We start from the raw sequence: 26172 nt of genomic DNA on the forward strand, positions 1-26172 counted from the left end.
GCCATGCCCGACAATAGCGCCCATGTCTTTGACCGCGCCTTTGCTGCCTGCCGCCCAAGCCCTGGGCACAGGCGCCTCTGAAATCATTGTTGCCTATGCCAGCGGCCCTGCCGACATTCCCCAGGCATGGGACGGTTTGCAACTCCCTCACCTGCAGGCCTTGCTGGCAACGCTGGCACCGACCCCGCTGGTGCAGGGCGACGAGATGGATTTCTCTCCCCCGCATGAGCGCGCCCTGGCCCGTGGCATGCAGCTGCCCGATACACCCGGTCTGATTCCCTGGGCTGCACTGGCGGCTGGAGACAGCAACCAGGCCTGTGCCTTCATCACGCCCTGCCACTGGCATATCACGCCGGACCAGGTCCATCAGACCGACCCGGCCAGCGCGCCACTGGACGAAGACGAATCCCGCCAGCTGCTGGCGCTGATCGCTCCCTGGTTCAGCGACGACGGCATCACGCTGCAATATCTGCGCGCCGACCTCTGGCTGGCACGCGGTGCAGCCTTCAAGGGTCTGGCCACCGCATCGATGGACCGAGCGCTGGGCCGCGACGTGCGCCCCTGGATGCCCGACCCGATTCAGGGAGCCATCATTCAGCGTCTGCAGACCGAGTTGCAGATGCTGCTCTACACCCATGTATTCAACGACCTGCGGGCCGAACGCGGCCTGCCGCCCATCAACTCCTTCTGGGTGCATGGCACGGGAGACCTCGCCAGCCTGCCCGCAGCGACCGCCCGGCCCGTGTGCGTGGATGATCTGCGCCACAGCGCGCTGCAAGGCAATGTGCAAGGCTGGCAAAAGGCCTGGCAGGCGCTGGACAGCGGCCTGATCGCCGAGCTGCAGCAGCGGGCTGCCCGTGGCGAACCCGTAAAGCTCACGCTCTGCGGCGAACGCAATGCGGTGCAGTGGCAAAGCCAGCCACGCGGCCTGATGGACAAGATAAAGAGTGTTTTTGGCACGAAACGCCTGCCTGATCTACGGGAAATGCTATGAAAATAATTCCCAGATCCATCCCCAACGACAGTGTCTCTGCACTGCTGCAGGCCAAGATTCATCCCTTGCTGGCCCAGCTCTATGCAGCGCGAGGCGTCTGCTCGGCCGACGAACTGGACGATGCCCCGGCCCGGCTGCTGCCGCCCTCGGGCCTGCGCGGCATCGACGCTGCCGTGCAACTGCTGGCCGACGCGATTGCCCAGCAAAAGCGCCTGTGCATCGTCGCCGACTATGACTGCGATGGCGCAACAGCCTGCGCCGTGGGCCTGCGCGGCCTGCGCATGCTGGGCGCTGCCCATGCCGACTACCTCGTGCCCGACCGCGTGATCGACGGCTACGGCCTGACCGCCCCCATCTCGCGCCGCGTCAAGGAGACCGGTGCCGACATGCTGATCACCGTGGACAACGGCATTGCCAGCGTGGAAGGCGTGGCCGTGGCCAAGGAGCTGGGCATGTCCGTCGTTGTGACCGACCACCACTTGCCTGGCGACCACCTGCCGCCAGCCGATGCCATCGTCAACCCCAACCAGCCTGGCTGCGAGTTCGCGAGCAAATCCATGGCCGGCGTGGGCGTCATGTTCTATGTGCTGCTGGCACTACGCACCGAGCTGCGCAACCGCGGCCGCTTTGACCGCCACAACCAGCCCCGTCTTGAGCAATTGCTGCCGCTGGTCGCCCTGGGCACGGTGGCCGATGTGGTCAAGCTCGACGCCAACAACCGCCGCCTGGTGGCCCTGGGCCTCAAGCAGATTCGCAAAGGCAGCATGCAGCCCGGCATACGCGCGCTGTTCGAGGCATCGGGCCGCCGCTTTGACATGGCCTCCACCATCGACTTCGGCTTTGCCCTGGGCCCGCGCATCAATGCCGCCGGTCGTCTTGCCGACATGACCATAGGCATCGAGTGCCTGACCACGGAAGATGTCAGCCGCGCCGACAATCTGGCACGCATGCTGGACAGCATCAACCGCGAGCGCCGCGAGATCGAAGTCAGCATGCGCGAGCATGCCCTGCTCATGGCCGAGAGCCTGTGCGAGGACGGCATGACGCCGCCGCCGGCCATCAGCGTGTTCGATCCCGACTTTCACGAAGGCGTGGTCGGTGTGGTGGCCTCGCGCATCAAGGACAAGCTGCACCGGCCCACGTTTGTCTTTGCCGCCAGTGGCGCTCCGGGCAAGGAGCATGAGCTCAAGGGCTCGGGCCGCTCCATTCCAGGCTTTCACCTGCGCGATGCGCTGGACCTCGTCAGCAAGCGCCACCCCGGTCTGATACTGCGTTTTGGCGGCCACGCCATGGCGGCAGGCTGCACCATAGAGGAAGCGCACTTTGACGAGTTCGAGCAGGCTTTCGCCCAGGTCGCCAGGGAATGGCTGGATGCCGCAACGCTGACGCGCAGACTGGAGACCGACGGGCCGCTTTCGCCCCAATGGCTGGACACCGGCCTGATCGAACAAATGCAGCTGGCCGTCTGGGGCCAGGGCTTTGCCGCCCCGACTTTCAGCGAAGAGCTGGAAATCACCTCGCAGCGACTGGTCGGCGAAAAGCATCTGAAGCTGGAGCTGCTGCACCATGGCTCCAAGATCGACGGCATCTGGTTCAACCACACCGACCCGCTGCCCGCGCGCACCACCCTGGCCTATCGCCTGGACATCAACGAATGGCGCGGCGAGCGCAAGGTGCAGTTTCTCGTGGAAGCCGCGCAGGACTTCGAGGGTGGTGCCGGCAACATGGGCTTCTGATCTTCACCCCAGCCAGGGAAGCCGCCACCGGGGACGCGGCGGCTGTAATGTGCGCGCAGCGCCCGCTACCTAGAACTGTCCCCAGCTATCGTCGTCCGCAGTGCTTGCGACCGACCGCGCCTTGGGCCTGGCCTGCGTCAGCCTGGGGAGGGCTGCGACAGGCTGAGCCGCAGGCCTGATCGCCTTGATCGTCGCTGGCACTTTCATAAGCGATATGGGCTTAGCCGCGAAGGCCTCGGTATCGCGTCCCAGCTTGAAGACAGACACCACTTCGGCCAGGCGGCGCGCTTGCTCCTGCATGGACAGCGCTGCCGCACTGGACTCCTCCACCAGCGCCGCGTTCTGCTGCGTCATCTGGTCCAGATTGCTCACCGCCTGATTGACCTGGTTGATGCCGTCGCGCTGCTCGGTGGACGAGGCCGTGATCTCGCCAATCAGGTCGCTGACGCGGCGCACACTGGCCACGATCTCGCTCATGCTCTGGCCCGCCAGCTCCACCTGCTGCGAGCCCGACTGCACATTGTCCACGCTGGTGGTGATGAGCTGATTGATCTCCTTGGCTGCCTCGGCGCTGCGCTGCGCCAGGCTGCGCACCTCGCCCGCCACCACGGCAAAACCACGGCCCTGCTCGCCGGCGCGTGCCGCCTCCACGGCCGCATTCAGGGCCAGGATGTTGGTCTGGAAGGCAATGGAGTCGATCACGCCGATGATGTCGGCAATCTTGCGGCTGCTGTCGGTGATCTGGCCCATGCTCTGCACGACCTGCTGCACCACGCGACCGCCTTGCTCGGCCGCCTGGGCGGCTGTCGATGCCAGCTGATTGGCCTGACGCGCAGTGTCGGCAGACTGGGTGACGGTGGCCGTCAGCTCTTCCATGCTGGCCGCGGTTTCTTCGAGGTTGGCCGCCGTCTGCTCGGTGCGGGCCGACAGGTCCTGGTTGCCCGTGGCAATCTGGCCCGAGGCCGAGTAGACGGACTCCACGCCCGATCGCACCCGGCCAACGACGGAGCGCAGCCGCTCGGCCATGGCATTCAATGACTGGTGCAGATGGCCCAGCTCGTCTTCGCTGTCATGCCCGGTTCTGAAACTCAGATCACCCTCGGCAATCGCATCTGCCAGCTCCACGGCCTCAAGCAGAGGCTGGGTGATGGAGCGCATGATGAGCAGGCCGGTCACCAGGCCCAGCAGCATGATGACACCGCTAGAGATAGCTATCACCACATAGGCTTTGGAGCGGATGGATTCACCCAGCTCCAGCGCCTGCACCCGGTAGCGGTCCTGCAACTGCACATAGGCATCCAGGGTCGCATAGTACTTTTGCGCCATCGGATTGAGCCGCTCTTCGATCAGCTTTTGCGAACGCTCGAAATCCTTGGATTGACGAGCCTGATCCACCTCCTTGTTCACCGCAAACAAGGCATCTCTATGCGTGTTCACATCGGCCATGAGGCTCTTGGCCTCTTGTGTATGAACCTGTGCCAGCACCTTGTCGCGCAACTCGTTGATGCTGGCGATCAGGCCGGCCATGGCCTTGTACTGGTGCTCGACCAGATTCTCTTCCGTGGACATGGCGGCCGCCGTGAAGCGATCCATGCTCATCTGGGTCAGGATGCGCCACTCCTTGGCCTGCGCAGCAGCAGTCTGCGCTTCCACTACCGCCGCAAGAACGTCCTCGTTGACACGTTTGGAATAAACCAGGCTGCCTGCCACCAGCAACAGCATGCCCGCCAAAAGACCGATCACCAACGCCCACAGCTTCCGGGCCACGGTGAATTGAAACAACTTCATGAACCAACCAATCCAGACAAAAGAACCCACAAACACAGGCACGTCCGCATCGTGAACTCCGGGCTGGCTTGTGCATGACTCTGACGGTCAATTCCTGGCCCCTGACGTCCTCCCTCCACCTCTGCGGGATGCTCTCCCCGAGGTCTCATCAATATATTAATAATTGTTACAACTGCTTTGCATATTGCGCACGACTGATGTTCTCAGTACTTTCCCGCTTTTCGACACGGCTGGAGTTGGCAAGCCAGAATGAAAAAGCCCGCCGCCTCCTGTCAGAAGCGGCGGGCCTGCAAGCAGGTGTCGGCCTGCGGTTTAGAAAGTTTCCCAATCCCCATCGTCAGAGTGCGCAGCAGGCTTGGCCTTGCTGGCACTCAGTGCAGTGGGAGCCGGGCCTGCGGGCGCTTCCTTGATCGCGGGCCTGACTGCAGCAGCAGTCTGCTTCACTGGCGCCATGGCCGGCATGGCGCGGCTGGCCGGGCGCTGGGGAGCTGCCGCCTTGGCATAGCCGGTTTCATGGCCGAGTTTGAAGACAGACACCACTTCGGCCAGGCGGCGCGCTTGCTCCTGCATGGACAGCGCTGCCGCACTGGACTCCTCCACCAGCGCCGCGTTCTGCTGCGTCATCTGGTCCAGATTGCTCACCGCCTGATTGACCTGGTTGATGCCGTCGCGCTGCTCGGTGGACGAGGCCGTGATCTCGCCAATCAGGTCGCTGACGCGGCGCACACTGGCCACGATCTCGCTCATGCTCTGGCCCGCCAGCTCCACCTGCTGCGAGCCCGACTGCACATTGTCCACGCTGGTGGTGATGAGCTGCTTGATCTCCTTGGCTGCCTCGGCGCTGCGCTGCGCCAGGCTGCGCACCTCGCCCGCCACCACGGCAAAACCACGGCCCTGCTCGCCGGCGCGTGCCGCCTCCACGGCCGCATTCAGGGCCAGGATGTTGGTCTGGAAGGCAATGGAGTCGATCACGCCGATGATGTCGGCAATCTTGCGACTGCTGTCGGTGATCTGGCCCATGCTCTGCACGACCTGCTGCACCACGCGACCGCCTTGCTCGGCCGCCTGGGCGGCTGTCGATGCCAGCTGATTGGCCTGACGCGCAGTGTCGGCAGACTGGGTGACGGTGGCCGTCAGCTCTTCCATGCTGGCAGCGGTTTCTTCGAGGTTGGCCGCCGTCTGCTCGGTGCGGGCCGACAGGTCCTGGTTGCCCGTGGCAATCTGGCCCGAGGCCGAGGAGACGGACTCCACGCCCGATCGCACCTGACCAACGACGGAGCGCAAGCGCTCGGCCATGGCGTTCAGGGACTTGAGCAGACGGCCAAGTTCGTCATGACGGTCATTGCGTACCGTTGCCGTCAAATCGCCGGCAGCGATCGAGTCGGCCAGCACCATCGCCTCATTCAATGGAGCGGTGATCGAGCGCAGAATCAGCACGGCCATCGCCAAGCCCAGCAGAACAATCAAACCACAGACCAGACCGATAGCCACATAGGCCTGAGACTGGCGCGCTTCGCCATCGGCAATCGCGCGCTCGCTGCGCTGCTCCTGCAACTGCACAAACTTGCGCTGGGCATCCATATAGGTTTTGGCATCGGGACGCAGCCGCTTTTCCACAATGTCGAAAGCTGCCGCGAAATCACTGCTATTGCGCGCGGCCTGCACGGCTGCATTGCTCTCCAGCGTCTTGCGCCTGCGCTCGGCAACCTCGTCCAGCACCTTGCGTGACTCATCGTCAGTGACCAGCTCGTTGAGCTTTTTCTGCAGTTCGGTGATATGCGCAATCCCGTCACTCATCAGCTTGCGCTGCTGCTCCACCAGGTTTTCCTCGGAGGAAATGGCCGCGACGATGGAGCGATCCACACTTTGCTCGGTCAGATGACGCCACTCGCTGGCAATGTTGGCAGCCATTCGGGTGCGTGTGGCCTCCTTGGAGATGCTCACGTACACGCGATCCAGATAGATCAGACTGCCTGCAGAGACCAGCAGCAAGCCCGCCAGCAAGCCAATCACCAAAGCCCACAGCTTTTGTGACACAGAGAACTGATTCAATTTCATTTTTTTATCCATCTCAATAGATCAAGCAACACCGTGGCAGCCTTAACGAATTCAGAAACTCACAAGAGCTGTAGCTAATCCTTAATCGGCATACTTGCGAGAGATTTGAGCTTTGTTACAAGCTACGACCGCAACAGCGCTCGTGCGATGACACACATCATGATTGCGCACAGCCGCCTACAATCAAGCCGTGCCCAAAACCTATCTGAACGCCGATCTGCACTGCCACTCCGTCGTCTCCGACGGCACTCTGACGCCCGAGCAACTGGCTCTGCGTGCTGCCGAGCGAGGGGTGGAGCTCTGGGCGCTGACCGATCACGACGAGGTCGGTGGCCAGCACCGGGCAGCAGCCGCAGCCAGGTCAGCGGGGCTGGACTATCTGACAGGCACTGAAATTTCCGTCAGCTTCTCGGGCAGCGGCGTACATATCGTGGGCCTGGGCTTTGACGCCGATAACGCAGCTCTGACCCAAGGCCTGTACGACACGCGCAACGGCCGCGGCCCACGCGCCCGCGAAATGGCCAGGCAGCTGGAGCTGGCCGGCATTCCGGGTGCCTATGAAGGAGCACTGCGCCACGCAGGCAACCCCGAGCTGATCTCGCGAACCCACTTTGCGCGCTTTCTCGTGGAGAGCGGAGTCTGCAGCGACACCTATGAAGTCTTCAAACGCTATCTGACAGAAGGCAAGCCCGGTTATGTCGCCCATGTCTGGGCGAATCTGGAGGATGCCGTGCGCTGGATCGTGGATGCAGGAGGCGTCGCCGTGATTGCTCACCCCGCACGTTACGACTTGAGCCGCAACGAGGAATATGCGCTGTTTTCCAAGTTCAAGGAACTCGGCGGCCAGGGCGTGGAGGTCGTGACCGGCAGCCATCGCCCGCACGAATATGCGATCTATGCTGATCTGGCCCTGGAATTCGGACTGGCCGCATCGCGCGGCAGCGACTTTCACAGCCCCGATGAATCGCAGATAGACCTGGGGCAGCTGCCCCATCTGCCCAGCCAGCTCACACCCGTCTGGGAGCTGCTGCAGCACCGCATACAGCGTGCGTAAATCACAGAGAGAGATTGCATGACCACCGTTTTTGAAGTCTATCCAGAGAACCCGCAACCGCGCATCATCAAGCAGGCGGCAGACATGCTGCGCAAGGGTGCCATTCTTGCAGTACCCACCGACTCCAGCTATGCCCTGGTCTGCCACCTGGACGACAAGAACGCCGTGGACCGCATGCGCCGCATCCGGCAGATCAACGACAAGCACCACCTCACGCTGCTGTGCCGCGACCTGTCCGAGCTGGCCAACTATGCCCGCGTGGACAACCGCCAGTACCGCCTGCTCAAGCTGGCCACGCCAGGCCCCTACACCTTTATTCTTGAAGCCAGCAAGGAAGTGCCCAAGCGCCTGAGCCACCCCTCGCGCAAGACCATCGGCCTGCGCGTGCCGGATCGCAAAGGCCTGCAGCTGCTGCTGGAAGAGCTGGGCGAGCCCTTGCTGGCCACCACCTTGATCGCGCCCGGCGAGACCGAACCGCTCAATGATGCAGAGTCGATTCTGGAGCGCTTCCCCCATGAGCTGGATGCCGTGGTCGACTCCGGTGCCTGCCCGCAGCAACCCACCACGGTGCTGGACCTCACGCCCATGGCCTTGAACAATTCGCCCGTCGTGGTGCGCCAGGGCATGGGCAGCCTCAAGGACATCGGCCTGCAACCCGAATAAGCGCGGCCTCATGCAGCCAAAGCAGCCGCCGCAAGACTTTGTTCAGCGCCACTGGCCCTGGCTCACCGGCTTTTTGTGCGCGTACTCGGTGATGGTGGCGGTGCTGTTCTGGCGGGCGTCTCCGTCATGGCTGATCTATGCCCTGGCCACCCTCTGGACGGCGCGGGCAATCAGGGCCTATGGCAAAGGCCAATCATTCCATGTCTGTCCAGGACTGTCGGCACATGAGGATGACTCCATGCTTCGCCGCAAAGTCTTGCTGGGAACGGCTATCTGCCTCCATTTCGGCTTTACCGCCGTAGCCATTTACGGCTATCTGCACGAAATTCGCTGAATCAAAGTTCTTCATAGGCCAGCTCGCGGGCACGAGCTGGACGCGCCTGCGCGGCCACCGCTCCGCGCGGAGCTGGCATGGCAAAAGGAGCCAGACCAGGCGCCTCATCGTCATCGAGTTTGAAGGCACCCACCGCCTGTTGCAGATCCTGCGTGCGCGCATTGAGCGCAGCAGCGGCTTGCGTGGCCTGCATGACCAGGGCGGCATTTTCCTGATTGGTGCTGTCCATGTGAGCTACGGCCGTATTCACATGGGCGATGCCCTCGCTTTGCTGCTGCAGCGCACCGGAGATTTCGCTCAGCAGACCTGTGACCTGGCCCACGGACTGCATGATGTCCTTCATGGTGCTGCCGGCCTGGCCCACCAGGCCAGAGCCGCTTTCGACCTGGGTCACGCTGGCCGTGATCAGCTCCTTGATCTGCTTGGCCGCTTCGGCACTGCGCTGCGCCAGCGAGCGCACCTCGCTGGCAACCACGGCAAAGCCACGTCCCTGCTCGCCAGCACGGGCCGCTTCCACGGCCGCATTGAGGGCCAGGATATTGGTCTGGAAGGCGATACCTTCAATGACCTGAATGATGTCCACAATCTTGCGCGAGCTGCCGCTGATGGCATCCATGGTGTGAACCACCTGGTCCACCACATCGCCGCCACGTCCGGCCGTGGCCGATGCAGCGACCGCCAGAGAGCTGGCCGAATGAGCGCGCTCTGCGTTCTGGCGCACGGTGACGGTGAGCTGCTCCATGCTGGCTGCGGTTTCGGTCAGCGCGCTGACCTGCTGCTCGGTACGGCTGGAGAGGTTGGTGTTGCCTGCATCAATTTCGTAGGCCGATACGGCCAGCGAGTCGGTGGACTGCTTGATACGGCCCACTAACTCGGTCAGCGTGTCTTCCATGGTGCTCAGTGCCGTCAGCAAACGCCCGAACTCGCCTTCGGCATTGGAAGAGAACTCCTTGCTCAGGTCCCCTGCCGCCACGGTCTCGGCAATCAGTATGGCTTCCTGCAGGGGCGCGACGATGCGGCGTCGCAGGCTGACCCACGACCAGGCGCAGGAAATGCAGACCCAGGCCCCCAGTGCCAGCAGCCACCAGCGCGAACGTTCCACCTCGGCCATCAGGCTCTCGGACTGCTGCGCCGTCAGCGAACCCGCCTTGAGCACCTCCAGCACATCGGACATTGCTGACCAGGCAATTCCCATCAAAGCCAGCACAAAAACACTGATGCTGACAAATGCGATTACCAGTCGCTTGCTTACCGTCATATCGATCCCCTTGCCCTGTCCTGCCGAACGCCGTGTTATGTATTGATTGCATCAACCCGCACAAAACCTGTTCTGCCGTGCAGGCAGCAACCGCAGATTTGCGCGAGTTGCATTTTGCAACATCTGGTTTACCACACAACTATGTGCAACCCGTATTTCTGCAACGGCAAACGGCTTGTCCCGACACAAGACAGCAGCTTGACGCGGCGTCTGAGACAATCAGTGCGTGGAACTCACCGAACTCATACAAACCGTACTGATTTACGCACTGCCCGTGCTGTTCGCCATCACCATTCATGAGGCGGCGCACGGCTATGCTGCGCGTCACTTTGGCGACAACACCGCAGCCATGATGGGGCGCATCACGCTCAACCCCATCAAGCATATCGATCCCATCGGCACCATCTTGATGCCGCTACTGCTGTATTTCGCTACCTCGGGGGCGTTTCTTTTCGGCTACGCCAAGCCCGTGCCCGTGCGCTTTGACCATCTGCGCCACCCCAAGCGCGACATGATCTGGGTAGCGCTGGCCGGTCCCGCCTCCAATTTCGCGCAGGCCGTGTTCTGGGGTCTGCTGCTGATCGTCCTGGTAGGTTCAGGTCTGCACGAGCGCTTTTTCCTGGAGATGTGCCGCGCCGGCATTCTGGTCAATCTGGTGATGTGGGCTTTCAATCTCTTTCCGTTGCCGCCTCTGGACGGCGGCCGCATTCTGGTCGGTCTGCTGCCCTGGAAACAGGCGCAACTGGTGGCGCGTATCGAACCCTATGGCTTTTTCATCGTCATGGCACTGGTGATTGCCGGCGTGGTCGGCAGCTACTGGCTGCGTCCGTTGATGAGCCTGGGCTACTCGGCCATCGATCTGATCCTCTACCCTTTCATGGCCTTGCTGCGCTGAACCCCGCGCCTGGTCTGCTACTGATATCTGTTGTTGATCCCTATGAGCACCACCCGTTTTCTGACCGGCATCACCCCCAGCGGTACCCCACACCTGGGCAACTACGCAGGCATGATGCGCCCCGCCATCGAAGCCAGTCGTGACAAGAATGTGGAGAACTTCTACTTTCTGGCCGACTACCACGCGCTCATCAAGTGTCAGGACCCCGAGCGCGTGCAGCGCTCGACCATCGAAATCGCCGCCAGTTGGCTGGCCGCTGGGCTTGACCCCGAGCATGTGACCTTCTACCGCCAGTCGGACATCCCCGAGATTCCGGAGCTGACCTGGTTCCTGACCTGCGTGACCGGCAAGGGCCTGCTTAACCGCGCCCACGCCTACAAGGCGGCGGTGGACAAGAACAATGCATCCGGCAGCGAACCTGACGACGGGGTGACCGCCGGTCTTTTCATGTATCCCGTGCTCATGGGCGCCGACATTCTGATCTTCAACGCCAACAAGGTTCCTGTGGGCCGCGATCAGGTGCAGCATCTGGAGATGGCGCGCGACATGGCGTCGAGCTTCAACCACATCTACGGCAGCGAGTACTTCACGTTGCCTGAAGCCGTGGTGGAAGAGTCTGTCGCCACCCTGCCCGGCCTTGACGGCCGCAAGATGAGCAAGAGCTACAACAACACGATTCCGCTCTTCGCACCACGCGAGCAGCTCAGAAAGCTCATCAACAGCATCACCACCGATTCGCGCGCTCCCGGCGAGGCCAAGGAAGTCGAAGGCTCGGCCCTGTTCCAGATCTATCAGGGCTTTGCCAGCGAAGAGGAAAGTGCCGCACTGCGCCAGCAATATGCCGAAGGCATTGCCTGGGGCGATGCCAAGCAGATCCTGTTCGAGCGCATCGACCGCGAAATCGCCCCCATGCGCGAGCGCTACGAATACCTGATTGCCCATCCCGCCGAGCTGGAAGAGATTCTTCAGGCCGGTGCGGTCAAGGCCCGCAAGCTGGCAACCCCTTTGCTGCAGCAGTTGCGCGCCGCCGTGGGCATCCGCAATCTGGCGCAGGCCAGCAAGGCCAAGACCAAAGCCGCCAAGACGGCGCTGCCCCAGTTCAAGCAGTATCGCGAGACGGACGGCCAGTTCTACTTCAAGCTGGTGGCCGCTGACGGCCAGCTGCTGCTGCAAAGCCTGGGCTTTGCCGCCCCCAAGGAAGCGGGGCAGAACATTGCCCAGTTGCAGCGCGAAGGCGCGACGGCGCTGGCCGCCATCAAGCCGCGCCTGCAGACACTGGATGGTGTCAGCGATGACCTGGTGATCCAGGCTCTGGAACAACTGCGTGAGGCCGCCGAGCAATAGCTCCTCACCCCTATGGGACGCTGCCTCGGCACTCACGAGGCAGCGCGGATTTAATCCTTCGCACTAAAGGAACGACCGATGCGCATTGCTGCCCTGGATGACGATCCACTACAACTGGAACTGTTGCAACAGGTCGCGACGGAAGCCGGGCACAGCTGTCACTCTTACCTCAAGGGAGCTGCCCTTCAGCAGGCCCTGCGGCGCGAGAGCTTCGATCTGCTGCTTGTCGACTGGGAACTGCCCGATAGCAGCGGGCCGGACATCGTGCGCTGGGTGCGCGAGCAGATCAGCAAGGAAGTGCCGATCATCTTCGTGACGCACCGCAGCGAAGAGGCCGACATTATCGAAGGCCTGGCCAGCGGTGCCGATGACTTCATGATCAAGCCCATCCGTGCGGGCGAGCTGCGCGCACGCATCGCCGCGCTGCTGCGCCGCGCCTATCCGTTGACCATACAAAGCGTGCTGGACTTCGGTCCCTACCGCTTTCTCACCGCCATCAATGGCATAGAGATGGACGACCAGCCCGTGGAGGTCACGCACCGCGAATACACGCTGGCACTGACGCTGTTCCAGAACCAGGGCCGTTTGCTCTCGCGCGATCATCTGCGCGAGGTCGTCTGGGGCCAGAACGCCGAGGTGCAGTCACGCTCGCTGGACACCCATGTCTCGCGCCTGCGCAATCTGCTGAACTTGCGCGCTGGTCAGCCCTATGCCATTTCAGCCGTTTATGGCTATGGTTACCGCCTCGATACCCCCGAAGCTGCGCAGCCCGCAGCCCCAGCTGCCTGAGTTCGCAGCCCATAACCTGCCTTTAAAGATGCCTGATTTACGTCAAAACCTCTTTTCCGTCCACTCCCCCATGCCCATTCTGGGTGCAGGCATGCTGTGGGTGGCGTTTGGAGGGATGGCGGCAACAGGTCTGGCCCATGCCCAGATCACGCCCCGCGGCAACGATGTCATTGCCCACCGCGTAGTGACTGGAGATACGCTGGAGGTGCTGGCAGCACGTTATCTGGGCGACCACAAGCGCTGGACGGCGCTGCAAAACCACAACAAGGTGGAAGACCCCTTGCGTCTGCGCCCCGGTTCGGTGCTGGAAATTCCCACGCGCCTGTTGCGCGCCGCGATGGCTTCGGTGGTGTTTGTACAAGGCGATGTGCAAAGCTCACGCTCCGCGAGCCATCTCGCAGACTCCGTCAACGCGTCACCTCAGCCTGTGCAAAAAGGCCAGCTGCTGCAGGAAGGCGATTCGCTCCAGGTTCCCGCCAACGCCTTTGTCTCTGTGCGTCTGGCAGATGGCTCACTGGTGCGCGTGCAGTCCGAATCCGATGTCGAGTTGCGCCAGATGCGCCGCAAAGGCCGAGCCGGCACTCTGCAGTCCGTCATCGATCTGCGCGAGGGCGCGATTGAAGCCCAAGTGTCCAGCCAGACCAATGGCGAGCGCCGCTTCGAAGTGCGCACCCCGGCGGCCTCGACCAGCGTGCGCGGTACCCAGTTTCTGGTAATGAGCGATGACGAGGGCCGCACGGCTGCTGCCGTCGACGAAGGCTCGGTCGCCGTGCAGACGGGCCAGCCCGCAGCCTTGCTGAGGCCAGGTCAAGGTCTGTCCGTTTCCGCCAACGGCCAGATCGGCAGGCCCACTGCCATGCTGGAGGCTCCCGATATTGCGGCCTGGCCCTCTCTTGTCGAAGACGCCAGCTGGGTCAGCCTGCCCTTGCCGGCCATGGCTGGTGCCGTGCGTTACCAAGTGCTGCTGGCTCAGGACAATGAGCTGACCCAGATCGTGCGCGGCGGCATGTTCACCAAGTCACCGGCACGCCTGACGGGAGTGGAAGACGGCAACTACATTGCGGCCATTCGCGCCATTGACACCAACGGCATTCCTGGCAAACGCAGCCTGCAAGCGTTGCGCATCAAAGCGCATCCGGTGCCTCCGCTCTACGAGTCTCCTGCACCTGAAGCCACCGTCGGACAGGGCCAGCAAGGCCTGCAATGCACCCAGGTGGCCGAAGCCTCGGCCTACCGCATACAGGTGGCCACCGCCGACGGCAGCTTTGCCCAGCCGCTCATCGACGCCAACGCCCTCAAGGACTGCGCCCTGCCTGCCAATGCGCTGACCAAGCTGCCTGTCGGCGAATATATGTGGCGCGTAGGCAGCATACGTACGCTTGACAACGGACAGCCGGATGCGGGGCCCTTCGCCGCCCCGCAAAAGATGAAACTGGCCCTGGCCCCCCAATCGCCCGAGATGCAGATCGGCGGCGCGCCCGGCGAAGGCAGCAGCCATATTCACTGGGCAGGTGAAGAGGGTCAACGCTACCGCATCGTGGTCGCCAGCGACGCCGGTTTTACTGCCCCCCTGATCGACACCTGGGTGACCCAGCCTCAGTGGAGCACGCAGGACCTGCCTCCTGGTACCTACTATCTGCAGATGCAGGTCGAGGATGCCAATGGCCTGCGCAGCAATCTGTCTGCCTCGCGCCAATTCCAGACCGGCAACTGGGTAACCTCGTCCGAGGGGCAGACGATGACTTCCGGCGACGGTTCACGCCTGATGCGCCAGTAAAAACAATAGCTTCCAGCGCTTGAATTCCATGAAACTTCATAGGATTCATATCTTGAATGCTTATATAGCAAGCGCTGGATGCTATGGTTTTATGTGCTTCTTACCGAACCACCTCTATGGTTGAAGCTCCCAACCTGCGCAAAAGCCGCTTGCAGAACCTGCGCCTGAGCTGGCTGCTGCTCAGCACTTTCCTGCTCGGCATGACCTGGTGGCTCAGCGGCCCGGGGCAGCTGGCACGTCTCAACGGCATTATTCAGGACACATCGGCCTGGCTGCACCAGCGTCCCGCCTCGCCCGATATCGTCATCGTGGCCATCGACGATGACAGTATCGACAGCATAGGCCGCTGGCCCTGGCGCCGTGCACTGCACGCCGCCGTGCTGGAGCGTATCACCCAAGGCCAGCCCCGCGCCATCGGCATGGATGTGGTCTTCAGCGAGGAAGACTGGGACTACCCCGGAGACGATCTGCTTTTGCAACGAGCATTGCAAAAAAGCGGCAATGTAGTGCTGCCCGTCACGCGCTCCGCGCAAAGCACTGCCACCACCCCTTTGAAAAGCCTTGCCAGCGAGGCTGCTGCTCTGGGGCACACCCAGATGCCTGTGGATGCCGACGGCGTGGTGCGACGCTTTTATGCGCAGGAAGGCAGGGCCGACCAGCTCTGGTGGCATATGGCGCTGAGCCTGCACTGCGTGGGCGAGACCGCCCGCCCCTGCCAACCATCTGCCCCACCTCCAGCAGACTCGGTTGCAGCCAACTCCTGGCAAAAGCTGCAGCCCCAGTTCATCGCTTTTGCCCAGGCTTCGCGGGACCGCCAGAACAGCCTGGGCTCGCCGTTCACCACCTACTCCTATATCGACATCCTGCGCGGCAATATCCCGGCAGTCGCTTTTCGCGGCAAATACGTGCTGATTGGAGCCACTGCCGCGGGTATTGGCGAAAAATTCACAGCCCCCATCGGCTTTGATGCGCGCCTGATCTCGAATGTGGAAATGCTGGGCCATGTGCTCAACGGCATCCTTCAGGACACGCATCTGGAGCCGGCCTCTGCCACGCTCAACCGCAGCCTCAATGTGCTGCCCGTGCTGCTGGGCCTGCTGGCTCTGGCCTGGCTCGGCCCTTCTGGCGGGCTGATTTCCAGCATCCTGCTGGCCTTGCTCAGTCTGTCGATAGCCGGTTTGGCGCCGCGTTGGGGTCATGTGCAGACAGCCCCCGCTGCGGCACTGCTGAGCCTGTCGCTTGCCTACCCGCTGTGGAGCTGGCTGCGCCTGCGCGCCGCCACACGCTTTCTGGCGCTGGAGCTGCGCGATCTGCAAGGCCAGGGCCTTCCCGCACCCTCGCTCAAAAGCGATGCACTCGATCAGCGGATTGACGCTGTGGAGCAAGCCTCGCGCCAGCTGCGTGCATTGCATCATTTCGTCAGCGAAAGCCTGCGCCAGCTGCCCTCGGCCACTTTTGTCTGCGACCGCGAAGGGATTCTGCTGCTCGCCAACACGGCCGCGCACCGCTATATCGAAAGCCTGGAGCACAAACTCCAGCAAGGCGACGATCTGGTCGCCCTTCTGCGCGGCCTGAACAGCGCCAGCAGCGACGGCGGCCGCGCTGCCAGCAGCACACCACTGCTCACGCACAGTGCATTGCAGCAAGCCACTCTGTCACGCCAAAGCGAAGGGCGCGACACCCAGGGCCGCCACCTGATGCTGCTGAGCCAGAGCTTCGAGGCACCGCCCACCTCAGGCTGGCTCATCACCCTGGTCGATATCAGCGACCTGCGCAGTGCACAGGCCCAGCGCGACCAAGCCATGCAGTTCATCTCCCACGATATCCGTGCGCCGATAGGCTCCATCATCACCTTGCTGGAGATGCAGCGCACAGGCAAGCGCATCGATTCGCAAGATGCTCTGTTTAAGCGCATTGAGGGCTATGCCCAGTCATCCCTTCAGCTGGCAGACGATTTTGTGCATCTGGCCAGAGCCCAGCAGCAGCAATACCGCAGCGAAGTCCTAGATCTGGGTCTGCTGGCGGATCAGGCCGTCTCGGATTGCTGGACCCTTGCCCAGCAGCAGAACATGCAACTGGTGTTCGAGCTGCCTGATGCCGAAGCCTGCGTGCATGGCGACCCCGGTCTGCTGCACCGCGCCGTCATCAATTTGCTGACCAATGCCGTCAAGTACGGCAAGCCGCAAGATACCGATGCCATCGCCCTTGTGGAAATCCATATTGTCGAGCAAGGCAGCCAATGGGGCATCGCTGTGCGCGATCACGGCTGCGGCATGGATGAGGAGTCGCTGGCCAGGCTCAGCCAGCCATTCGAGCGCCTGCAGCAGCACCAGCGCATGGATGGCGTGGGCCTGGGCTTGGCCTTCACGCGCACCGTGGCACAGCGTCATGGCGGCAGCCTGCAGATCAGCAGCCAGCTGGGCCAAGGCAGCAGCTTCACCTTGCTGATACCCAAAGCCTGAGCCCAGAAACGAAAAAGCCTCAGAACTTTTCAGTTCTGAGGCTTGACGTTTTTTGGTGCGGCTGGCAGGAATCGAACCCACGACCCCTTGGTTCGTAGCCAAGTACTCTATCCAGCTGAGCTACAGCCGCAACAGGGTTGTATTCTAGCAGCGCAAAAACGGCTCTCGGACCAAATCGACAACTTTTTCGCGTTCATGCAAAGAAAAAGCCCACCATCGATGAAGACGGCAGGCTTTCATGCAGCTTGGTAGGGCGTGGCGGACTTGAACCGACGACCAAAGGATTATGAGTCCTCTGCTCTAACCAACTGAGCTAACGCCCCAACACTGACAACAGCCGTGGCTGCCACCAGAAAAACTTCGCCATTGTAGGGCCTAACGCTTGTGGCTCAGAGCATTGCTCACCAGTTTGGATGTGATATCGACAATCTGGATCATCTTGTCGTAGTGCATGCGCGTGGGGCCGATCACCCCCAAGGTGCCGACCACCTTGCCATCGAGCTCATAGGGAGCACTCACTACAGACAGATCTTCAAACGGTACGGTCTGGCTCTCGCCGCCGATATAGATGCGCACGCCATCGGCCTGATTGGAGAAGTCCAGCAACCTCAGGATTTGCGTTTTCTGCTCGAACAGGTCGAAAGCACGGCGCAGATTGCCCATGTCGCTGGAAAAATCGCTCACGGACAGTAGATTGCGCTCGCCGGCGATCACCACGTCCTCGCGATCATGGTTGCTCATGACCTCGGTGCCTACATTTACCGCCGCCTGCATGAGGCTGGCAACCTGGCCCCGCAATTGCTCCACCTCGGTTTGCAGCCGCGTGCGCACCTCCTCCATTGCCAAACCGGCGTAATGGTGATTGAGGAAATTCGAGGCTTCTATCAGTTGCGAGGACTCGTAATCCACATCCGTGAAGATCACGCGGTTTTGCACATCGCCTTCGGGCGAGACGATGATGACCAGAAAGCGCCGCTCCGACAGGCGCACGAACTCGATATGCTTGAAGACGGAGCTGCGACGCGGCACCATGACCACTCCCACAAACTGGGAGAGGCTGGACAGCAGATTGGCCGCATTGGCTATCACCTTCTGCGGCTGTTCGGGCATCAGGCCGGGCGTTACAAGATCGCAGCGATCCACGGTCAGCATGGTGTCGACAAACAGGCGGTATCCCCTGGCTGTCGGCACGCGGCCTGCCGATGTGTGAGGACTGATGATCAGTCCCATCTCTTCCAGGTCGGCCATCACATTGCGTATGGTGGCAGGCGACAATTCAAGCCCGGATGCACGTGAAAGAGTGCGCGAACCGACTGGTTGACCGTCAGCGATGTAACGCTCGATCAGCGCTTTGAGCAATAACTTGGCACGTTCGTCGAGCATGATTTCATTTTAATGATGTAATTTCCCAGATGACATCCACGTTCCACCATATTGCCCTGATCGGCAAGTACCACACACCCGCAGCAGGCGTTCCGTCCGATGCAGCCAGCGAAGCGCTGCAACGGATTGCCGGTTACGTGCGCAGCATGGGTTGTGAGGTGATTCTGGATACCCAGTCCGCCATCTACGCGGGCCTGCCCGATTACCCGAGCATGGATGTGGACGGACTGGGCAGGCATTGCGACCTGGGTCTGGTGGTGGGCGGCGACGGCACCATGCTGGGCGTGTGTCGCCATCTGGCGCGCTATGGCACGCCGCTGGTCGGCATCAACCAGGGGCGGCTGGGGTTTGTCACCGATATTGCCCTGGATGAATTCGAAGCCTCGATCACGCCCATACTGCAGGGCGAGTACGAGGAAGACGAACGCACCTTGATGAATGCTCGCGTCATGCGCGACGGCCAGTGCGTGTTTGAAGCCCAGGCCATGAATGATGTGGTGGTCAACCGTGGCTCGACCTCGGGCATGGTGGAGTTGCGCATCGAGGTCGGCGGCAGCTTTGTTTCCAACCAGCGCGCGGACGGCTTGATCGTGGCCACCCCCACGGGCTCCACCGCCTATGCGCTCTCGGCCGGCGGCCCCATGCTGCACCCATCGATTCCGGCCTGGGTGATGGTGCCCATCGCGCCGCACAACCTCTCCAACCGACCCATCGTGCTCTCCGACGCTCAGGAAGTGACTATCGAGGTGGTGGGCGGCCGGGGCGACGCCAGCGCGAACTTCGACATGCAGTCCCTGAAATCGCTGCAGCATGGCGACCGCATCCTGGTGACTCGCGCCGATCACAGCGTGCACTTTCTGCACCCCAAGGGCTGGAATTACTTCGACACCCTGCGCAAAAAGCTGGGCTGGAACGAGGGAGGCGTTTGACCATGGCCTTGAAGCGCATCGTCCTGCGGGACTTTGTGATTGTCCAGTCACTCGATCTGGACTGGCAGACCGGCTTCACGGTGCTGACCGGCGAAACCGGCGCCGGCAAGTCCATCATGCTCGACGCTCTGCAACTGGTGCTGGGCGCACGCGCCGATGCACAGGTGGTGCGCGAAGGCTGCCCTCAGGCCGATATTTGCGCAGAGTTCGATTGCCCTCCCCAACTGAATGAATGGCTGGAGGAGTCGGGTTTTGCGCAGGAGCAGGATTTGCTGCTGCGCCGCGTCATTGACAGTCTGGGCCGTAGCCGTGCCTGGATCAACGGCTCGCCCGCCACGGCCACACAGCTGCGCCATCTGGGCGATCAGTTGATCGACATTCACGGCCAGCATGCCTGGCAAAGCCTGACCCGCCCTGACGCAGCACGCGCCATGCTGGATACCTATGGCGGCATTGAAACGGCCCAGCTCAAGTCGCTTTGGCAGGACTGGCGCCAGAGCCATCAGGCTCTGGAGCAGGCGCTCTCGGCCCAGGACAATCTGCAACGCGAACGGGAACGCCTGCAATGGCAGATCTCCGAGCTGGACAAGCTGTCGCCACGCGCTGAAGAGTGGGATGAGCTCAATGCCCAGCACACGCGTCTGTCGCACGCGCAGACCTTGATGGACTCGGCACAGTCCTGCCTGCAACTGCTGGAGGATGATGATGCAGGAGCGGCCACCCCATTGGGCAGAGCCCACCACCTGTTGCAGGATCAAGAGCACCTGGAGCCTGAGTTTCAGAGCATTGCCGACGTACTGGGCTCCTGTGTGGCCCAGTTGCACGATGCCCGTCACTCGCTGCAGGCCTATCTGCGCCGCGCCGATCTGGACCCCGAGCTGCTGGCCGATCTCGATGAACGCCTGTCGGTGTGGATGCAGCTGGCGCGCCGCTACAAGCGCACACCTGAGGACTTGCCCGCCCTGCTCGAAGGCTGGAAACAGGAGCTGCACCAGCTGGATGCTGCCGTCGATGTGGAGGGGCTGCGCGCCAAAGAGCAAGCCGCCCACCTCAGGTATCAGGCCGAGGCGCGCAAAATCTCGCAACAGCGTACCCTGGCAGCACCACGCCTGTCGCGCGCCATCACCCAGTCCATGCAAAGTCTGGGCATGAAGGGCGGTCGTTTCGAAGTGCAGCTGGAGCATGCCGACGCCGCCAGCCCGGCCGGCACGGACAGCATCACCTTTCTTGTGGCCGGCCATACCGGCGCCACGCCCAAGCCCGTGGCCAAGGTGGCATCAGGCGGCGAGTTGTCGCGCATCTCGCTGGCCATTGCCGTGACCACCAGCGAACTGGGTCAGGCCGGGACCTTGATCTTTGACGAGGTGGACTCCGGTGTGGGTGGAGCCGTGGCCGAAACCGTAGGCCGCCTCATGCACTCGCTCGGCGGCTCGCGCCAGGTGCTGGCCGTCACACACCTGCCTCAGGTCGCAGCCTATGCAGACCAGCATTACCGAGTGACCAAGCGCCCCAAATCCAACACCACCATCAGCAGCGTGGACCCGCTGGCGGGCGAGGAGCGCGAGATGGAAATGGCCCGCATGCTGGGCGGCGAGCACCTGTCCGAAGCAACCATGGCCCATGCCAGAGAAATGCTGGCCATGGCAAGATTGCCTGCAAAGCAGGCCGCCAACAGCGCCCTGCGTCCATCGGCCACCCCAGCCAGAAGCGCCAAGGCCAGCACGACAGCCCGCAAGAGCGGCAAAGTCAGAGGAGTTTGAAATCATGTCCATGGAGATTGTTCTGATCAGCGGCATGTCCGGATCGGGCAAATCCGTTGCGCTGCACGCGCTGGAGGATGCTGGCTACTACTGCGTCGACAACCTGCCCCCGGAATTGCTGCAGTCCTTTGTGGAGCTCAAGCTCACCCATCAGGACGAGAAAGTGGCCATTGCCATGGATGCACGCAGCGCCAAGGGCCTGCCTCAGCTGCCTGACCAGCTGCATCGCCTGAAAAAGCAGGGGCTGATGCCGCGCATGATTTTTCTAGATGCCGACAGCAGCACTCTGATCAGGCGCTTTTCGGAAACCCGAAGGCGCCACCCTCTGTCTCCGGGCGCCCAGACGAACGAGCGCCAGGCACTGGAGCTCGATATCGAAAAGGAGCGCGAGCTGCTGGGCCTGCTGCGCGACCGCTCCATCGTCATCGACACCGGGGACCTCAAGTCGGCGCAACTGCAAAGCTATATCAAGCAGATCATCGAAGCACCCACAGGGCAGATGACGCTGATGTTCCAGTCCTTTGGGTTCAAGCACAGCATGCCCACAGACTCTGACTATGTGTTTGACGTGCGCATGCTGCCCAATCCCTTCTATGACAAGGAGCTGCGTGCCTTGACGGGCTTGGACAAGCCGGTTGCCGACTATCTGGGTGCCCTGCCCGAGGTGCAGCAGATGCAGCTGGACATACAGCAATTCCTCGAACGCTGGCTACCGCTGCTGTCCCGAGACCACCGCAGCTATGTCACCGTGGGCATAGGCTGCACGGGCGGGCAACACCGCTCGGTCTTTCTCGTCGAAGCCCTGGCCAGACATTTCGAGAAGCAGTGGCCCACCGTGCGCCGCCACCGCTCACTGGATTTTCGCGACAAATTCATCCAGGTCTCTCAGCAGTTTCTGGCCACTGACGCCACCCAACCGATCAGCTGAACCGCATGCTCAGCCCTCAGACGTCAGCCATGCAGGTGCTGCTGCTCGAAGACGACCCGGCCATTGCAAGAACGATTTGCTACGCTCTGGAGCGCGAGGGCATAGCCGTCACCCACAGCCTGCTGATCGCCGATGCGCGTCGGCAATGGAGCAGGACAGCGTTTGATGTACTGCTCATGGACGTGGGCCTGCCCGACGGCAACGGCCTGGACTGGTGCCGCGAGCTGCGCTCTGCCGGCTCCATTGTTCCGGTACTGGTGCTCAGTGCCAGAGGCGAGGAGATGGACAAGGTTCTGGGCCTGGAACTGGGCGCGGACGACTATCTGACCAAGCCCTTCAGCCCGCGCGAGCTGCTGGCGCGCACCCGAGCCCTGCTGCGCCGCTCCAGGCAGTTTCAGCCTGCAGCACCCGCCCAGCTTGCGAAAGCACTTCAAATAGATGAGCAAGGGCAACGGGCTCTGATCCACAGCAAAGCGCTGGATCTGACACGGCGCGAATATCAGCTGCTGCAAAGCCTTGTCAACGCTACAGGCCGTATCCTGAGCCGCGACGCCTTGCTGGAGCAAATCTGGGGGCTGGACAGCGAGAGCACGGACCGCACGGTGGATACCCATATCAAGACCCTGCGCGCCAAACTGCGCGAGCGTTTGCCCGATCAGGAGCTCATCGTCACCCACCGCGGTCTGGGCTACAGCCTGAACCAGCCCGGATAGCCGGTATGCGTCTGGGCCTGCGCCTTTTCTTTGCCTTCTTCCTGATCAACGGCCTGGCCGCCTTTTTCGTGCTGCGCGTCTTCATGGTGGAGATCAAGCCCAGCGTGCGCAAAGTGACCGAGGACACGCTGGTGGAGACCGCCTATGCGCTTGCCACGCTGGCCAGTGCCGACATGGAAGAAGGTCGGCTGCAAGCCGGTGCGGACAGCACGTTTGCCACTCAGCTTCAGGGCTACACACAAAAGCCGATACAGGCCTGGATCTGGGACACACGCAAGACCACGCTGGATCTGCGCATCACCGTCACCGACTCCCGAGGCATCGTGCTGTTCGACTCCCAGGGCAGGGACCAGGGCGCCGACTATTCGCGCTGGCGCGATGTCTATCTGACACTGCGCGGTGAATATGGCGCGCGCACCACGCGAGCCGTCAAGGAGGACGAATCCAGCAGCGTCATGTATGTCTCCGCACCCATCATGGTGGACGGCCAGATTGCCGGGGTGCTGACCACCTCCAAGCCCTCCAGCTCGGTACAGAAAATCGTCGACGGCGCCGAGCAGAAGATTCTGCGCGGCGGCCTGCTGTTTGTGCTGCTGTCCGCCGCCGTGGGCTGTGCGGTGACCTGGTGGTTTGTGCTTCACGTGCGCCGGCTGCGCAACTATGCGCAGCATGTACAGGCCCCCACGCTCAACGAGTCTGCCCACCCCGCACAGGCCTCGGCTCCTGCGGCCATACCCGACATGCCTGGCGAGCTGGGCGAGCTGGCCCAGGCCATGGACAATATGCGCAAGCGCCTGGAAGGGCGCGACTATATCGAGGGGTATGTACGCGCTCTGACCCACGAACTCAAAAGCCCGGTGGCCGCCATACGCGGCGCGGGCGAGTTGCTGCAGGAAGAGCTACCGCCCCAGGACCGGGCCATGTTCGCCAGACAGGTGGTGGACCAGAGCCTGCGCCTGCAGAACCTGATCGACCAGCTGCTGCAGCTCAGCCGTCTCGAACAGCGCCAGCAACTGGACACCAGCCACGGCTGCAGCCTGATGGAATGTGCGCGCCAGGCCATGGACTCTCTTCAAAGCCATACCGAGCAACGCCGCATCTCCATACGCCTGAGCGGCGTGGACAGCAGCGGCCCCTGGGAGACCGGCCTGGTCACCCTGGCCATCAGCAATCTGCTGCAGAACGCCCTGGATTTCTCTGCCGAGAACAGCGTGATCGAGCTTGAGCTGGGCCCGCACCGCATCACCGTCAGTGATCAGGGCCCGGGGGTTGCCGAGCCCTTGCTGGCCCGTCTGGGCGAGCGTTTCTTCACCACGCCCAGACCCAACGGAGAGCGCAGCGGCACCGGCCTGGGCCTGTCCATCGTCACCCGCATCATGCATCTTCATGGCGGCAGCATGCAGGTCCGAAATCGCCACCCTGGCCTTGCAGTGACCCTGGATTTCGCTCCCCAAAGCTGAGCAACCAAGGCTTTCAAGCAGGACTTCACACCCGCTTCACAGACTTCATTGCGTCCACACAGTCGCCGCCGACACTGCGTCCTGAAACCCCTCATTCAGGAGCACGCATGAAAAACCGACTGCTGTTCAAGACAGTCTCACTGCTGATCGTTCTGGCCTTGCTCATGGCCGGCCTGTCCATGATTCAGGATGTGGTGAAAGACCGCATCCGCAACCGCGACTACGCCGTGCAAAGCGTGGTCTCCAGCCTGGCCGGCACGCAAACGCTGATTGGGCCGGCCCTGGTGCAGAGCTGCACGGAGACCACCAGCACGACCAATGGCAAGAAAATCGAATACAGCACCCGGGAATTCCAGCGCATGCTGCTGCCCGACACGCTCAACCACGACGCCAATGCCAAGATGGAAGAGCGCTCACGCGGCCTGCACCACATCAACACCTATGTGCTGCACGACCAGATATCGGCCAGCTTTGCCAATGCCGCGCAGTATGCGGCGCTGCCCAAGCCCAGCGAGCCCAACGCCGTGGTGCGCTGCAAGAAGGTCCTTGTGGCATTTGCGCTCAGCGACCCGCGCGGCATCCGCAGCGCGACGCTGCAGGCCAACGGCCAGGATCTGGCGGTCGAGTCCGGTACGCCGCTGGAGCGCTATGGCAAAGGCATTCAGGCAGAGATTGATGCCAGCCTGCTGAAAAAGGGTGAAGCCCTGAACCTAGACCTCAAGCTGCAGTTGCTGGGCACGGAGCAGCTCGCCTTCAGCCCCATCGCCACGGAAAGCAAGGTCACGCTGACTGCCGACTGGCCCCACCCCTCGTTTGGCGGCAGCTTTCTACCCAGCCGACGCGAGGTGACGGACAGCGGCTTCACCGCCAGCTGGGAGCTGTCCTCGCTGGCCACCTCTGCCAGCACGGCCTTCACCCGTCAGCAACGTCTTTGCAACCCTGGCTACTGGGGCGGCTCGGAAACCTATGCTGCCTCGTCAACCCGCAGCCATGACGACAGCGGCCCCTGCCTCGAAACCATGGACACGGAGTTCGTCAACCCCGTCAATGTCTACTCGCTGAGCGAGCGCGCCACCAAGTACGGCATTCTTTTTGTGATCCTGACTTTTGTCGCGGTCGGTCTGTTCGAAGTCATGAAAAAGCTGCGCGTTCACCCCGTGCAGTACCTGCTGGTCGGCTCGGCCTTGTGCAGCTTCTTCCTGCTGCTCATCAGCCTGTCCGAACACCTGGGCTTTGCAACGGCCTATGCGATAGCGGCCAGCTCCTGCGTGGCTCTGCTGGCTTTCTATGCCAGCCACATTCTGGGCAGCATCAGGCGCGGCCTGCCGTTCGCGGTTGCCATCTCGGCCCTGTACGGCCTGCTGTATGTACTGCTGCAGTTGGAGCAGACCGCACTGGTTGTCGGCTCCATCGCCCTGTTCGGCGTGCTGGCCCTGGTCATGATCTGCACCCGTCATGTGGACTGGTACGCCTTTGGACGCACTGAGAGCGACGCGCCGAGCAAGTCTTCGAAACAAGAGGAGGCCGCATGAGCCAGTCACGGCACACCCCGCAGGCTCAGGCCTTGCTGAACACTTCGTCGCGCCATCTGCTCGGCGAGCCTTGCCAGCTCAGCGTGCAGCAGTACCAGCAGCTCTGGCTGAGCGCACAAAGTCAAGGCGACCGCAGGGAGCAGCAAGTCCTGCGCCAGCAGGTCGTGGCCGCCGGCCGGCAATTGCAGGCGCAGCGCAGCAACCCGCAGGCCAAGGCCCTGTGGCTGGCCTTGATGGGGCTGCGCTGCTCCATGCTGATGCCCAGATTGCGCTTCTGAAATCTGCCGCCATGAAAAAAGGTGACGCCAGCCGTCA

21 protein-coding genes and 2 tRNA genes are annotated in these 26172 nt (G+C 62.3%); 17 read left to right on the top strand and 6 right to left on the bottom strand.

All coding sequences use genetic code 11. The features are described 5' to 3' along the window. The first annotated feature begins 22 nt into the window (after nucleotides 1-22). Together QYQ99_RS07645 and recJ are read left to right on the top strand one after the other, a co-directional pair. Nucleotides 23-994, top strand: a complete 972-nt coding sequence (locus QYQ99_RS07645) for a phosphoglycerate mutase (protein ID WP_302092115.1) — start codon at nucleotides 23-25, stop codon at nucleotides 992-994. After that, nucleotides 991-2730 (top strand): single-stranded-DNA-specific exonuclease RecJ, encoded by a 1740-nt coding sequence (recJ, locus tag QYQ99_RS07650; RefSeq protein ID WP_302092116.1) that lies wholly within the window; start codon nucleotides 991-993, stop codon nucleotides 2728-2730. The genes QYQ99_RS07645 and recJ overlap by 4 nt, the downstream gene beginning before the upstream one ends. Nucleotides 2731-2799: 69 nt before the next feature. On the opposite strand, the gene QYQ99_RS07655 is transcribed toward recJ, so the two are convergent. Then, complete coding sequence (locus QYQ99_RS07655) at nucleotides 2800-4518, bottom strand: methyl-accepting chemotaxis protein (protein WP_302092117.1); 1719 nt, start codon at nucleotides 4516-4518, stop codon at nucleotides 2800-2802. Nucleotides 4519-4830: 312 nt separating this feature from the next. Continuing rightward, nucleotides 4831-6576, bottom strand: coding sequence for a methyl-accepting chemotaxis protein (locus QYQ99_RS07660; RefSeq protein ID WP_302092118.1), 1746 nt, complete (start codon nucleotides 6574-6576; stop codon nucleotides 4831-4833). 190 nt (nucleotides 6577-6766) lie between these two features. On the opposite strand from QYQ99_RS07660, the gene QYQ99_RS07665 reads away from it, so the two are divergent. The 3 genes from QYQ99_RS07665 to QYQ99_RS07675 are packed head-to-tail and all read left to right on the top strand — an operon-like array spanning nucleotide 6767 to nucleotide 8627. Continuing rightward, a complete protein-coding gene (locus QYQ99_RS07665; RefSeq protein ID WP_302092119.1) occupies nucleotides 6767-7630 on the top strand; it encodes a 3',5'-nucleoside bisphosphate phosphatase in 864 nt (287 codons plus the stop codon). An 18-nt stretch (nucleotides 7631-7648) separates the two neighbouring features. Beyond that, a complete protein-coding gene (locus QYQ99_RS07670; protein ID WP_034364598.1) occupies nucleotides 7649-8293 on the top strand; it encodes an L-threonylcarbamoyladenylate synthase in 645 nt (214 codons plus the stop codon). Between the two features lie 10 nt (nucleotides 8294-8303). Beyond that, nucleotides 8304-8627 carry a hypothetical protein gene (locus QYQ99_RS07675; protein WP_302092120.1) on the top strand — a complete coding sequence of 108 codons (324 nt, stop codon included), beginning with the start codon at nucleotides 8304-8306 and terminating at the stop codon, nucleotides 8625-8627. A 1-nt stretch (nucleotide 8628) separates the two neighbouring features. On the opposite strand, the gene QYQ99_RS07680 is transcribed toward QYQ99_RS07675, so the two are convergent. Next, on the bottom strand, nucleotides 8629-9885 hold the full coding sequence (locus QYQ99_RS07680; protein ID WP_302092121.1) for a methyl-accepting chemotaxis protein: 1257 nt from the start codon (nucleotides 9883-9885) through the stop codon (nucleotides 8629-8631). Between the two features lie 226 nt (nucleotides 9886-10111). Between QYQ99_RS07680 and QYQ99_RS07685 the strand changes: the two genes are divergently transcribed. The 5 genes from QYQ99_RS07685 to QYQ99_RS07705 all read left to right on the top strand — a co-directional run bounded on the left by QYQ99_RS07685 (nucleotide 10112) and on the right by QYQ99_RS07705 (nucleotide 17152). Next, entirely contained in the window at nucleotides 10112-10780 is a 669-nt protein-coding gene (locus QYQ99_RS07685) for a site-2 protease family protein (RefSeq protein WP_302092122.1), read from the top strand. Between the two features lie 42 nt (nucleotides 10781-10822). Further along, nucleotides 10823-12124 carry a tryptophan--tRNA ligase gene (locus QYQ99_RS07690; RefSeq protein WP_302092123.1) on the top strand — a complete coding sequence of 434 codons (1302 nt, stop codon included), beginning with the start codon at nucleotides 10823-10825 and terminating at the stop codon, nucleotides 12122-12124. 78 nt (nucleotides 12125-12202) lie between these two features. After that, the gene (locus QYQ99_RS07695) at nucleotides 12203-12913 is read left to right on the top strand and encodes a response regulator transcription factor (protein WP_302092124.1); all 711 of its coding nucleotides are present in this window, start codon (nucleotides 12203-12205) and stop codon (nucleotides 12911-12913) included. Nucleotides 12914-12983: 70 nt separating this feature from the next. Further along, nucleotides 12984-14690 carry a FecR family protein gene (locus QYQ99_RS07700; protein ID WP_302092125.1) on the top strand — a complete coding sequence of 569 codons (1707 nt, stop codon included), beginning with the start codon at nucleotides 12984-12986 and terminating at the stop codon, nucleotides 14688-14690. A gap of 116 nt (nucleotides 14691-14806) precedes the next feature. Further along, on the top strand, nucleotides 14807-17152 hold the full coding sequence (locus QYQ99_RS07705; RefSeq protein WP_302092126.1) for a CHASE2 and HATPase_c domain-containing protein: 2346 nt from the start codon (nucleotides 14807-14809) through the stop codon (nucleotides 17150-17152). 53 nt (nucleotides 17153-17205) lie between these two features. On the opposite strand, the gene QYQ99_RS07710 is transcribed toward QYQ99_RS07705, so the two are convergent. The 3 genes from QYQ99_RS07710 to hrcA all read right to left on the bottom strand — a co-directional run bounded on the left by QYQ99_RS07710 (nucleotide 17206) and on the right by hrcA (nucleotide 18535). After that, nucleotides 17206-17282: transfer RNA gene (locus QYQ99_RS07710), tRNA-Arg, on the bottom strand. 116 nt (nucleotides 17283-17398) lie between these two features. Continuing rightward, nucleotides 17399-17475 (bottom strand) — tRNA-Ile (locus tag QYQ99_RS07715). A gap of 52 nt (nucleotides 17476-17527) precedes the next feature. Beyond that, entirely contained in the window at nucleotides 17528-18535 is a 1008-nt protein-coding gene (hrcA, locus tag QYQ99_RS07720) for a heat-inducible transcriptional repressor HrcA (protein ID WP_302092127.1), read from the bottom strand. A 29-nt stretch (nucleotides 18536-18564) separates the two neighbouring features. Between hrcA and QYQ99_RS07725 the strand changes: the two genes are divergently transcribed. From QYQ99_RS07725 to QYQ99_RS07755, 7 genes are all read left to right on the top strand, one after another. After that, complete coding sequence (locus QYQ99_RS07725; RefSeq protein ID WP_302092128.1) at nucleotides 18565-19464, top strand: NAD kinase; 900 nt, start codon at nucleotides 18565-18567, stop codon at nucleotides 19462-19464. Between the two features lie 2 nt (nucleotides 19465-19466). Further along, nucleotides 19467-21224 (top strand): DNA repair protein RecN, encoded by a 1758-nt coding sequence (gene recN, locus QYQ99_RS07730; RefSeq protein ID WP_302092129.1) that lies wholly within the window; start codon nucleotides 19467-19469, stop codon nucleotides 21222-21224. A gap of 4 nt (nucleotides 21225-21228) precedes the next feature. After that, nucleotides 21229-22152, top strand: a complete 924-nt coding sequence (gene rapZ / locus QYQ99_RS07735) for an RNase adapter RapZ (protein WP_302092130.1) — start codon at nucleotides 21229-21231, stop codon at nucleotides 22150-22152. Nucleotides 22153-22181: 29 nt separating this feature from the next. Continuing rightward, the gene (locus QYQ99_RS07740) at nucleotides 22182-22865 is read left to right on the top strand and encodes a winged helix-turn-helix domain-containing protein (RefSeq protein ID WP_302093135.1); all 684 of its coding nucleotides are present in this window, start codon (nucleotides 22182-22184) and stop codon (nucleotides 22863-22865) included. Between the two features lie 5 nt (nucleotides 22866-22870). Further along, complete coding sequence (gene creC, locus QYQ99_RS07745; protein ID WP_302092131.1) at nucleotides 22871-24325, top strand: two-component system sensor histidine kinase CreC; 1455 nt, start codon at nucleotides 22871-22873, stop codon at nucleotides 24323-24325. A 107-nt stretch (nucleotides 24326-24432) separates the two neighbouring features. Then, nucleotides 24433-25857 carry a cell envelope integrity protein CreD gene (gene creD / locus QYQ99_RS07750; protein WP_302092132.1) on the top strand — a complete coding sequence of 475 codons (1425 nt, stop codon included), beginning with the start codon at nucleotides 24433-24435 and terminating at the stop codon, nucleotides 25855-25857. After that, complete coding sequence (locus tag QYQ99_RS07755) at nucleotides 25854-26135, top strand: hypothetical protein (protein WP_302092133.1); 282 nt, start codon at nucleotides 25854-25856, stop codon at nucleotides 26133-26135. Before creD ends, QYQ99_RS07755 begins: the two co-directional genes overlap by 4 nt. The last annotated feature ends 37 nt before the right edge of the window (nucleotides 26136-26172 follow it).

The organism is Comamonas testosteroni, from assembly GCF_030505195.1.
Taxonomy (GTDB): Bacteria; Pseudomonadota; Gammaproteobacteria; order Burkholderiales; family Burkholderiaceae_C; genus Comamonas; species Comamonas testosteroni_G.